At 58.5% G+C, this 11,332-nt stretch carries 8 protein-coding genes; 3 read left to right on the top strand and 5 right to left on the bottom strand.

Annotated elements, in window-relative coordinates; genetic code table 11:
- Positions 1-379 precede the first annotated feature (379 nt).
- On the bottom strand, positions 380-1,150 hold the full coding sequence (locus GV035_RS28750; protein WP_159839498.1) for an IclR family transcriptional regulator domain-containing protein: 771 nt from the start codon (positions 1,148-1,150) through the stop codon (positions 380-382).
- A gap of 235 nt (positions 1,151-1,385) precedes the next feature.
- Between GV035_RS28750 and shiA the strand changes: the two genes are divergently transcribed.
- The 3 genes from shiA to GV035_RS28735 all read left to right on the top strand — a co-directional run bounded on the left by shiA (position 1,386) and on the right by GV035_RS28735 (position 4,847).
- Complete coding sequence (shiA, locus tag GV035_RS28745; protein WP_159839496.1) at positions 1,386-2,696, top strand: shikimate transporter; 1,311 nt, start codon at positions 1,386-1,388, stop codon at positions 2,694-2,696.
- 224 nt (positions 2,697-2,920) lie between these two features.
- Positions 2,921-3,787 carry a shikimate dehydrogenase family protein gene (locus tag GV035_RS28740; protein WP_236572917.1) on the top strand — a complete coding sequence of 289 codons (867 nt, stop codon included), beginning with the start codon at positions 2,921-2,923 and terminating at the stop codon, positions 3,785-3,787.
- 652 nt (positions 3,788-4,439) lie between these two features.
- Complete coding sequence (locus GV035_RS28735; RefSeq protein ID WP_159839494.1) at positions 4,440-4,847, top strand: hypothetical protein; 408 nt, start codon at positions 4,440-4,442, stop codon at positions 4,845-4,847.
- 271 nt (positions 4,848-5,118) lie between these two features.
- On the opposite strand, the gene GV035_RS28730 is transcribed toward GV035_RS28735, so the two are convergent.
- From GV035_RS28730 to GV035_RS28715, 4 genes are all read right to left on the bottom strand, one after another.
- Positions 5,119-5,397 (bottom strand): HU family DNA-binding protein, encoded by a 279-nt coding sequence (locus tag GV035_RS28730; RefSeq protein ID WP_159839492.1) that lies wholly within the window; start codon positions 5,395-5,397, stop codon positions 5,119-5,121.
- A 346-nt stretch (positions 5,398-5,743) separates the two neighbouring features.
- Positions 5,744-9,046, bottom strand: a complete 3,303-nt coding sequence (locus tag GV035_RS28725; protein ID WP_159839490.1) for a DEAD/DEAH box helicase — start codon at positions 9,044-9,046, stop codon at positions 5,744-5,746.
- The gene (locus tag GV035_RS28720; protein WP_159839578.1) at positions 9,039-9,830 is read right to left on the bottom strand and encodes a hypothetical protein; all 792 of its coding nucleotides are present in this window, start codon (positions 9,828-9,830) and stop codon (positions 9,039-9,041) included. The genes GV035_RS28725 and GV035_RS28720 overlap by 8 nt, the downstream gene beginning before the upstream one ends.
- A 165-nt stretch (positions 9,831-9,995) precedes the next feature.
- Positions 9,996-11,234 carry a tyrosine-type recombinase/integrase gene (locus GV035_RS28715; protein WP_236572915.1) on the bottom strand — a complete coding sequence of 413 codons (1,239 nt, stop codon included), beginning with the start codon at positions 11,232-11,234 and terminating at the stop codon, positions 9,996-9,998.
- Positions 11,235-11,332 lie beyond the last annotated feature (98 nt).

Below are 11,332 nucleotides of genomic sequence, written 5' to 3'. Positions count from 1 at the left end.
ACCCTCCTTGGTTGCTTCCTGCGCCTAGGCGAGCAGCCTTCTGTTGTCGTAGCTCCCGCCTACAGACTAATGCAGCGCTTTTGAATTTAAGCCGAGTAGCGAATCGTGCCGAGCGATTATCGAACCGTCTCGTTCGATTAACGCACGCTTCGGGGGTATACATTGATAACCAAGGAACCGTGGAATGTTATTTCCGAGCCTCGAACAGTTGGCTCCCCGTTGTGCGCGTTCGTCCACTGCTGTGCAGCGTGCTGACGACGGCTAGCTTGGTGCCCGCAGTTCGGTCAAAGGGACGCCGCCGTACAACGACCACCGCCCCCAATCCTGCAACCCAGGCGTTTGAGTCCGCGCCCGGTAGGACCATGAGGCGCCCCGTCTTCTAAACGACGTTCATCAGCGCAAGGGCGGCCTCCTGAAGGGGCGCCAGCACACGCTGAATCGCCTTCTCCGCCGATTCCTTGTCGATGGGCATGTTCGTGCTCAACGCCGCGATGACTTCGCCGTGCCGATTCTTCACCGGCACCGCCAATCCACGAACGCCCGACTGCAGTTGCTGTTCGACGATTGCATAGCCATTCGCACGAGCGGTTTGTAGCGAATCGAGCACGCCTGTTTTGCTTGTCACGGTGTGGGGGGTGAACGGATGTAATTCCGATTCGACGAGCCAGCGGCGCACCGCTTCGCTGTCGGGCCAGTGCGCGAGCAGCACAATACCCGCAGATGTGAGTGGTGCCGGTACACGCGCACCGAGTACGAAGCCGGTAGACATCACTCGGGATGCGCTATTGCGGGCTATGAATACCAATTCCCATTCGTCTAAGACGCTGACATAGACTGATTCATTGATGCGTGCGCTCAATTGCTGCAGATACGGTTGGACCAGCTTGGGAAGGCGTGCGGAATCGAAGTACGACCAGCCGACACGCAAGACACGTGGCGTCAGTCCAAACTGCTTACCGTCCCCAGAGACATAACCGAGATGTTCAAGCGTAAGGAGATAACGGCGTGCCGCAGTGCGCGTCAAGCCCGTTCGAGCGGCCGCCTCAGACGGCGTCATGCGTGCGTGCTCGTTGTCGAAAGCCTCAAGGATTGCCAGCCCTTTCTCAAGGCCCGCGATCCAGTCGCGTCTGTCCAGTGGCGCACGATCCATAAGATGCCCCGTGTTTCCTTAATTGCTTGATGATGGGCCAACGGGTGTTGCGCCGTCGACACTCGCTTCCACTGGGGCAAACCCCAGAATGAAGCGATTATCGCGCGCCCGAGTCCGATTATCGCGCATCTGGTGAGGGAGATGCATTGCATCGATTCCCCTGCGTGCCTATTCTTCACTCGCTCTCAGGCGGACGTTGGCTAGGCCTGACCACCCCGAAACCAAGAGACACGCTATGACCTCGGCAGTTAATCCCACCGACTCATCCCTGCGTCGGGTCGCCACCGACAAAAGCCGGGCGCGCAAGGCGGCGCTCGGCAGCTTCGTGGGGGCTGTCGTCGACTGGTACGACTTTCTACTTTATGGGATCGTCGCCGCGCTGATTTTCAATACTGAATTCTTTCCCAAGGTCAGTCCGGCGATGGGAACGCTCGCGGCGTTCGCGACGTTTGGCGTGGGGTTTCTATTCCGGCCACTAGGCGGCTTTATCTTCGGTCACTACGGGGACAAGCTAGGCCGCAAGCGCATGCTGGTGCTGACGGTAATCATGATGGGCCTGTCCACGGCTGCGATCGGGTTTCTGCCGACTTTCATGTCGATTGGTTGGTGGGCACCCGCGTTGCTCGTGCTGCTGCGCGCGATTCAGGGTTTCGCCGTAGGCGGTGAATGGGGCGGTGCCGCTCTAATGGCGGTTGAAAGCGCGCCGGAAAACAAGAAGGCGTTCTATAGCAGTGGCGTACAAGTCGGGTATGGCGTGGGACTCGTGCTGTCGACCGGGATCGTATCCATCCTGACCTCGGCGCTCAGCAACGACGCGTTCCGCTCCTGGGGCTGGCGCGTGCCGTTTGTTTTCAGCGTCGTGCTAGTACTGATCGGGCTGTGGGTGCGCTCCAGCATGGAAGAGTCGAAGGAGTTCGTGGAAAAAGTCGAACGCGGCAACCGGCGCGCACGTCTGCCTATTTTCGATGCGCTTCGCGAGAACCCCAAGGCGTTTCTGTTAATCATTGCCCTGCGCCTTGCGGAGCTATTCACGATGTACATCGTGACTGCTTTCGCGCTCAGCTATTCGACGAGCGCTCTCGGTATGTCGCGCCAGCTGTTTTTGAATATCGGCTTGCTGGTAGGTGCGGTCAGTATCGTGACCATCCCGCTTTTTGCACTCGCAGCTGATCGCTTCGGTCGACGCCGGGTATACATGGCGGGCGCAATTATCGGCACGCTCTCCGCGGTACCGTTTTTTCTTGCACTCGAGGCTCGTTCAGTCTTCTGGATCGTGGTGTTTGCGGTGATGCTCGCGAACGTCGCGCATGACATGTTGGTGAGCGTGCAGCAACCGATGTTCACAGAGCTTTTCGGCGCTGAAATGCGCTATAGCGGCGCGGGCGTCGGTTATCAGTTCGCAAGCGTGGTCGGAGGTGGTTTCACGCCGTTTATCGCGGTCGCGTTGGTCAATATGGCGGGCGGGTCGTGGCATCCGGTCGCAGCGTACCTCGCGATCGGCTGCCTGATTTCCGTTTTGGTGGCGTGGAGGATGAAGACCCGTTGAGCCGGATCTTTCGATCGATACCCTTGCGGCGTCGTTAGGGCCGCCGCGTCTCCTTTCATCAGTCGACGACACCCCAGCTAACCGGAAATAAGCGCGAGCGCGCCGCTTTTAGGGAATGCAGGCCTCGAACGACGTTTGCGCGCGACGGTGCACTTTCCGAATCGCTTTGGGTAGTCTCGTGGCGCGCCAAAGTGTGCTGTCCTCTCGCAAAAACCTGGCCGAATATGATCATCACTGGATCGACACGGATTTTTTATTGCATCGCGGACCCCATTGCCCAGGTGCGCGCCCCGGAACTTTACAACACCTTGTTCGACCGGCATGGCGTGGATGCGGTAATGGTGCCAATGCAAGTCAAGGCGGAACACCTCATGGAGACGCTGCGTGCGCTTTTTGCATCTCCATCGGTGGGCGGCGCCGCGCTATCCATCCCTCATAAGGCGATGGGTGCGAGGGCCGTTGGTCGAGTAACCCGCGAGGCGTCGGTTGCAGGAGCGGTAAACGCGATTCGCCGCGGCGAAGACGGCGCTCTCGAAGGCGCGTTGTTCGATGGTCTCGGTTTTGCCCGCTCTCTCGACCGCTATGGCATAGACATTTCGTCGCGACGAGTGCTGATTATCGGCGCAGGGGGCGCGGCGTCAGCGCTGACCGCCGCACTCGCCGACCGCGGGTGTCCTCACATAGCACTGTTTGATCCCGACCGTTTTAAGGCCGAGCAGTTAGCGCGGAACGTTCTAACGGCGTACCCCGCGTGCAGGATTGAAGCAGTCGAATCAAACGATCCCGCGAAGTTCGACCTGGTAATCAATGCTTCGCCGCTTGGGCTAAACCCCGACGACCTATTACCTGTTCCCGTCCATCGGCTCAACGTGGATGCTTTCGTCTACGACATTCTTATGAAAGGGCAACCGACACCATTGTTGCGCGCAGTGGGTCAGCGTGGCATACGCGGGGTACCCGGCTTCGACATGCTGGTTCAGCAGGCAGGACTGTATCTCAATTTTTTCGGTTTCCCCGAACTCGCGAACGTGGTGGCGGAGGAAGAAGCGGCGCTTCGTCAACTGCTCGAGGAAAGCCACCAGCTCGACTGAACAATCGCAATGAGCGCCCGGTCGGTGCTCATCATTGAGACCATCGGAGCTCAGCGCAGCGCGGATGTAGTGGCTTCTTCCTCCTGTGCTGCCTTCAAACGCTCCTCCGTAAGAAAGATGCATTCTTGAAGGCCACGAAGAACGGACCATAGTGCCTCGGATAGCGGCCATTATTTACCCGTGGACGCGCAGGTCAGTGTGCCGATCACCGTCCAATCTTCTACACGCCGTTAAGCGCCAGTTAGCTGCCCTCGATAAGATTGAACAAGTCTTTGAATTCGGCCTTCATCAAGCTTTGCTTTGAAGAGTATATTCGTCTGCTGCGACAAAATGCGCGTCGACTCAGCATGTAACAAAGCTATCCTTGGTTTGTACAAAGCGCTAGGCCGAATCGGCGAGATGAAGATGCTTAGCCGTCGGCAACGCGTGCTGCGGATCGCACCAGCAATCATGGCCTTGCAAGGCAGTAAAAGGTTCGTTGCGTTAGACTTGCGAGGGCAATGCCGGCGCCCCGCGACGGTTCCGTTTTTCACTATTCATTACTTCTGCCATGCCCCGTAGTGCTACGCGCAAAACTCGCAGCACGGCCCGCCCGCGTCGTCCGCTGACCCGCGCCATGTTGCTTCCGTTGCCAATTGAAACCGCCAGTAAGATGTCCCTGGCCATCCATATTGCGCTCGCCGCATGCCGGCGCGAAGGAAGCGGAACCGCTTATCAATTTAACGAGCTGCTGCGCGTGCTTTACATGACGCTTTTCCTCCAAGAGAACGGCTTCGGCGCGCTTCCGCTGGAGTTGTACGCGCGTGCCGAGAAGAACTTGAATGGATGTCTGTCTCGCGGGAAACAGGGCGATCATTGGTTCATTGACGCTGAAACTGCGGCCGTTCTCGAGCAAGTGCTGCGACTGCATGATGAGCAGTTGCGCAGAATCACCAATCGTGACCTGACAGCCGCACGAGAACGGCTCGAGGGCTTCATCAAAAGCGCCCGCGTTTCGCCGTTGCCTGACGAGGTGCGCCTTGCGGTACTGGAAGTGCAGGCCAATAGCAGACCAAGCTAACGACACTACCAGCGCAACGCGCTGACCGCCGTCAGCTTCCGTTGCCAGTGCCGGCGGACGTTGAATCGACGCGCAGAAGCAGGCCCTTTAGCGCGCGCGTTCGACCTCAAGAACAATCTGTCGCTCGCGACGTCGCGCAATCCGCCGAAGAAGAGCCGGCCCCCGTTTGGTCCGCGGCAAAGGCCGGCGACCGACGGACGGTGAAGCGGCGGTTGAATGGGAGAGGCTCGAATCAGCGAGCGATGCTGGCCGCGTCACCGTCGTGTTAGCGTCACGCGCGGTTGACTGCGTCCTTAAACGCCTTGCCTACGGTAAATTTGACCGTCTTCGCAGCCGCAATCTCGATCGCCTCGCCGGTCGACGGATTGCGGCCGCTTCGAGCGGCGCGCTCGCCGATGCCAAAAGTGCCGAATCCGATCAATTGCACCGTGTTTCCGGCGGCCACCTCATTGGCGATGGTTTCGACAACCGCGTTGATAGTCTGTTCAACGGCGCTCTTGCTGACTCCGGCCTGCGACGCAACTGCTTCGATCAATTCCTGCTTGTTCATGACTTTTCCTCTCGTTGAGCCGAACGTCATCTTACCGAACCGGCTGCAGATTGCCCGTTAGCTCTCGTATCCGACTTACGGCTTGGCATGCGTTCCACACGGCGCCCTTCCACCCGGTGGCCTGATTTCGCTGCTGTCATTCCTTCCCCGACGCGGGGACGCTTCAAACGCAGAAAAATTGGTCGGCTCTAATCCTGATAATTCGTATTATGAGGATTAGCGTTAATGGTGATGCAGGCGTTCCGGTTTGTAGTACATCGAACTACCTGCGACAACGGATAAGACAGCGTTGTGTCAACCGATCGCTCGACGCGGTCGGGTCGAGCTTTTGCGCAGGCTGTCGCCGTCAGGCCGACATTTCAACAGCTGTCCGGACGCGCCGATGTGCGCCGGCGAAATGTTCTCCAGCCTCAGGCGACATCAAAAGCGGTTCGATAACAATGTATTTGCGGTGGACGGCTCGACGAGCCGGCTTCCCTAGAAGTAGCCCTCGCAACACATACTTGTCGACGCTGTCGAACCCTTGCCGAACACATGTTCCCAAGAGTTCCAGGGCAAGGGGAAGCCGTTGCGGCGAATCTCCTCGCTCTAATGCGATCGCACGAACAATCTGCGCGGGGAGTCCAAACACGTATGCAATCTCCGGCAACAGACGCACGACGAACTCGCGAGCATTCTTGCATTTTCCGATTTTTCCCTTCGCAGTATCGAAGGCTTGCTCGATCTCCATTAGCGAGTCACCCGCCATCCAGCGGCGAAGGAGGGCGCAAATGGGCCCGACAACGTGAGCGCCCTTCGCTTGATCATCGTGCAGCTTCTTATATTCGGTTCCGAACATTCCTTCAAGGCTCTCTTGGCGAACGAGCGTCGGAATCAAATGCGAGCGTTGCGTCAGCCAATTGGCGAGCCATTCGAACCAATCGGAGACGCTTGCACTCGGATCGATGTGCTGTAGCGGCGCTCCAAGTTCGCGTACGATCGCCACAGGAATTCCGGCCGATGCTGCCAACCGATCAGCCCACGTCAGCACCATCGGCGTGTCGGGATCAAGGCTCCGTCGATACATCGCCGCATCAATTCGTGATTTGATCCATTCTGCATTGCCAGCCTGTCTCGCGCGAAAAGCAGCCAACGATCGGGCCAGCATGGCCCTAGCTGGCTCATCGTTCTCGGTAGACGCAACAGACGAATTAACCGGAAGCCGTCGCAATAGATACTTTGCCATCGGCGATGCTTCAATATTGTTGTGAAGATCGTCCAACAAAGCAGTCATTGGGTCGTCGATCGTGAGGCATTGATCGCTCTGCGAAAAAATGGCCTGCAAGTCTGTCCAGTGGCCGTGTATCGTACTTTTCTTGTTGTCAAAATCGACGACCTTGCTCGGTACAACAAGGACAAATCCATGAGACGCCTCCCCCGCTCTTCCCGCCCTTCCGGCAGCGTTGAGCAACTCATGAGCTTCAAGTCGCTCCATCTTTTCCGCGCCCGGATCGAACCGACTGTCTCCGCCGATAATGACTACTTCGCTGGGGAGGTTCATCCCCTGTGCAAGGGTAGACGTCGCAACCATTGCATTGACCCCATCCCTCCGCTTGAACAGCGACTCGTGCAGATGCCGCTCCGAAGGCAACAATAGCCCGTGGTGACAGACGCTGGAAGAAAGCAGGAGGTTCGGCTCGGCTACTCGAATGTAAAGGCAGCTTGCGTCACCCAACTCATCAACCGCTGTTCGATAGAGGTCGCTCTCGGCATCAGTCAGGACGCAGGCCCCCTCGCCCAACCCTTCTGATATGTTCTCCATTGCGCTATTCGCGAGCGTCACGGTCTGCGTGAACACAAGCGTCTTTAGCCCTTGGCGCGCCGTTGCCTCTGCGATTGCCGCCGCGACACGATTGCCGTTCGGGGTCAAATACCAGTCCTTGTTTTTGAACGTTCCAGTCGCAAGCGTAACTGTCCCTTCCAGCAATGGCAGCAGCGCATAGTCGCTTCTGGACTTGGACTGCCACGTTTGGTGCAGACAGAAAAACCCAAATGGATTGACCGTGAGCTGCCTCGTCAGCGCCACTGGCGGATTGACGTTATTGACGCGAGCCCTGGTCTCTCGCAAGAGCCGGTTTAGACTCGCGATTTCCTCATCGCCATATACAACGCATCCCCGCACCTGTCGGGTTGGCTTCCAAGTCAGTGTGAGCGGCAAAGCGGGACGATCGGTGAGTTCACCTATCCAATCGGCCATTTCGCCTGTATTCATCATCATCGCGGACAAAAACAGGAGATCGGCATCAGGCGCCAAGTTGACGAAATTTAAGATTGCCAACATTGCGTCGATGGCACGCCGACTGGAATCATTAGAGCGAGGGTGAAGAAGATGGCACTCGTCGAAGACGAGCAAACCAACGCCACCGAAGAGATTCGGAGCAAAGCTGATCATTGCAAGGCACCGTTCGGGCGTCATCACTGAGATCGCGGACAAGCGATCGTTAACATCATCGCTGAGGACGACATCTCCGGTGTCACGCAAGACATCGGCGGCAGGAAATGTTTCCCGCAACGAATTTGCCGTTTGGTCGACCAAGGCGAGAGTCGGAACTAGGAACACCACTTTTTTGTTGCGAAGAAGCGCGGTGGCGATCTTGAGTTCCGCGAGCGTAGACTTCCCGGCGCCCGTTGGAAAACTTACGGCGACCGACACGCCGGGCGTCAGATACCCCGCTTTGATAGCCTGCCGATGGTTACGCCACAGATAGGGACGTCGCGTGGCGATCGTCTTTTTAAGTTCAATCCAATCACCCCCATCCAGTCCCGTCGGTGGCGGAATCTCCACAAGACTTGACGCAGCCAGATCTCTCGCTGCCGAGGAAAGAAGTGAGGCTAGGTGCCTCGGGCCTGGATACACGCTAAACGGCAGGTCATCACCATCATCGGCGCTGCTTAAGGGCTCCACGCAGAGCGACTTCACGTGCTTAAAAAACTGTCGGCCACTGCCCTTCACGGGGACCAAATCGTCACTGGTGCGACCGAGCAGTTCTTCTGCTAGATGCCGGACGCCTTGCAGCAACATGAAGTATAGGGCTCGAACAGCTTGCTCCTGTTGATTTCCGAAGAGTATCTGCCCAGCGACGGGCAATTCTGCGGACAGTATTGGTTCCAGGCGCCCGTTTGCAAGTTGAGCGATTGCGTCAAGGAGCGCGGCTTCAACAACGTCATCCGTGTCGACCACGATAGCCTTTGCCATCTCTCCGGCATCCGCGCTGGATTCAGCGATCAAGAACAATAGCGTCGCGGATACTTCAGGCGGGATGCTCTCCAACAAGAGTCGACTAGGTCGCGGGGATCGTTGACCGATCTTGTTGGCAAGTAACGCGACGTGGTGTGCCGCTCCCCCGACGAAGGCCGCTGCCGCACGATTCTCTCTATCGCCCAATGCGGAGACAAGCGCTTCTTGCGAAAATGCGAGCCGGTTGGTGTCGCGTACCAGTTTCTGGATATCATCGGGAAGCGGCTGATCGTCTACGACCGTCCGGAGACGTATCCGCGCGGACACGAGCGTTGCATACGCATCCGTGAGACGCCGTGGAAGGTTCTGGAGATCGAGTCCTGGCAATGCGGGCGCTTGCTTGATTAGCGAAACCGTGTCAGCGTCAAACATACTTTTTCACCTCGTCGTGAATGGCAGCGATTGCCTCCTCTGCAAGCGTCTGCATCCACGCGCGCAAGTTCAATACGTGGAGTGTCTCGGCGCGACGACGATGAGCCTCCCCGCTCGCAACCGTGTCGTATCCATCGAATAGTCGTCGTCGTCCCTGCTCGCTGGCGTGGGTGTCTCCCACCGTAATACTGATGCGGTATCGCCGAACGTCATCCCATAAGACGCGTTCTATCGCGGCGTCTGAGTCTATGTCTGGCCGAGTTGCGAGCAAGCCGACCACCTCCGACACCAGCACGTTCTCGCTTTCGCCCAATTCGAGCGCAGCAGATTCCGGCCATACCTTGTCACGAATGGTTGTCCGCGGGTCGTCCGTTGCCTTGTCCTCGAAGATCACCGCGCCCTTGATTTTGCCGCTCGCCGTATCGACCAATAACTCAAGGCCATCGAACCCCTTCTGTGCCGAAATCATTTGGGGTGCGCGGATGATGCTAGTCGGCGACGCGCGATAGGCTGCGATCCAAGAAAGTACTTGAAACATCCAACCGTCGCGGTGCCAAGGATCTTGGCCGGCAGGCACAGTAAGGAGCTTGACAGCACTTGCACCAGCGCGCGGCGTTGTCGGCGGCGCCGCGAGTGAAGCCCCAGCCAAGATCTTCTGGATATGTCGGTCCTGCCCCAGCGCCACCCGGGCGATGTTTAGTGCGAGAGCAGACTCGTCAGCGATAGACCACGTGTTGCCGAAGCAAAGCGTGCCGTGCTCGAATGGTGTCAGGTCGATTGGCATATTGTCAAAAGGCACGGCTCGCTTAGTTCGCAAGCTCGATAATGTGCAAGTTTTTGAAGCAGTCGATTCGGGGCTTAAGCGCAATGGGTGACGCACACGACGGTAGACTGACCCTTGTGATGTTCGTGGCGCGCCGTCGGACTTCAACCATCATGAGCATGCGGTTCACTGTTCACGTCGATTGCTGGGCGTTGCGGCGCCAGCATAGTAGCGAGCCACTTCTTCAAGTACTCGCTGCTTCTCTGCCTGAACGTAGATTGTCGTCGTTTGCAGCGACGCATGACCCAACACTTTCTGCACGACATCTACCGGAACATCATCAGCCACTGATTGGGTGCCGAATGTGTGCCTGAAAGCGTGCGCGTTGGCTCGCCCCAGTCGCACCCGTTCATCGAGGCTCAAGTCATCCATCGTCTCAACCAGTTCGGTGACCATTCGACTAATCAGCCGGTTTAGTCCGTCGGCGGTGTAGCCCGCTTCGCTCGCAGGCTGCCCATCACCACATTGCCCAGCTCGATGTCGCCGGCGTGACGCGTCGGTCCACGGAATGACGACGGGGCTCAGCAGCGGCCCGCTGTGTTTGTCTTCTTCGGTCACCCCGTCAAAATCCTGTCCCCGGTCGAGCCAATGCGCGCGGAGCGCCCCCAGCGTCGCGGTGCTCACCGGCACCGTGCGTTCGCGCTGGCCCTTGCCGACGAGGGTCAGCTCCCAGACCGGTCGCTCGGGGGTTCCAAAGGATGAAGGGCGCAGATCCTCGCGCCGAGCGTTCGCGGCTTCTTCGCGTCGCAGACCGGAATCACCCATCAACAGAATCGCCGCACGCACGACCCGCCATTGCGCACCATTCGTAGCCCCGCCCTCCTCTGCTGCTTGCACATCGAGCTCATCACGCAGCTTGCGCCACAGATTCGCCGGCAAGGCCCGTTCGATCCTCATCGCGCGTTCTCGCTTGATCACCACCGGATCGTTCACGGCCTTCCATGGATTGCCGGCGAGATAGCGCACATCGACCCACCAGGCGAAAGCGGTCCGCAGTACTCGAACGGTGTACCGCTGTGATTCGGGCGATAGCGAAGCCGATCCATCCGCCGACGCGGCGAAGGGTCGCCAGCGCGGCGAGTGCCGTGCGAACCGCTCCCCCACAAAGCGCGGATCCGGGCCTTTCAGGAAATCCTTGTACGCCTCACAGTCCTCCACCCGCAGATCACTGAGCGCCTTGCCGCGCAGCACCACCGCCCACAATAAGAAGCGTTCGAGCTCCTTGGTGTACGCACGCAAGGTTTTCGGCTGATCGCGAAAGCGGTTCAGATACGCGCGCACCGCATCGAGATCGTGGTTCGCCTGGATGTAGCAGAACGCCGTCGCGCGGTTTTCACCATGGGCGCCGGAGAGCGCGTGCGGCACCGCGAGGCGCTCGAGGGGAGCCAGCGTCAGTCGACTTGTCGAGCTTGAACCGCCGCTCGCGTCGCCGCCTGAGCCGCTGTACAGGCCGCCGCTTGGAC

The organism is Burkholderia sp. 8Y (genome assembly GCF_902506145.1).
Classification (GTDB): Bacteria; Pseudomonadota; Gammaproteobacteria; order Burkholderiales; family Burkholderiaceae; genus Caballeronia.
Note: the sequence above shows the minus strand (reverse complement) of the source record. Positions and strands in the feature narration are given on the sequence as shown.

Bases quoted from the DNA above. Each gene is read 5' to 3' on its own strand.
- GV035_RS28750 (WP_159839498.1), bottom strand. From the start codon at position 1,150: ATGGATCGTGCGCCACTGGACAGACGCGACTGGATCGCGGGCCTTGAG.
- shiA (WP_159839496.1), top strand. From the start codon at position 1,386: ATGACCTCGGCAGTTAATCCCACCGACTCATCCCTGCGTCGGGTCGCC.
- GV035_RS28740 (WP_236572917.1), top strand. From the start codon at position 2,921: ATGATCATCACTGGATCGACACGGATTTTTTATTGCATCGCGGACCCC.
- GV035_RS28735 (WP_159839494.1), top strand. From the start codon at position 4,440: ATGTCCCTGGCCATCCATATTGCGCTCGCCGCATGCCGGCGCGAAGGA.
- GV035_RS28730 (WP_159839492.1), bottom strand. From the start codon at position 5,397: ATGAACAAGCAGGAATTGATCGAAGCAGTTGCGTCGCAGGCCGGAGTC.
- GV035_RS28725 (WP_159839490.1), bottom strand. From the start codon at position 9,046: ATGTTTGACGCTGACACGGTTTCGCTAATCAAGCAAGCGCCCGCATTG.
- GV035_RS28720 (WP_159839578.1), bottom strand. From the start codon at position 9,830: ATGCCAATCGACCTGACACCATTCGAGCACGGCACGCTTTGCTTCGGC.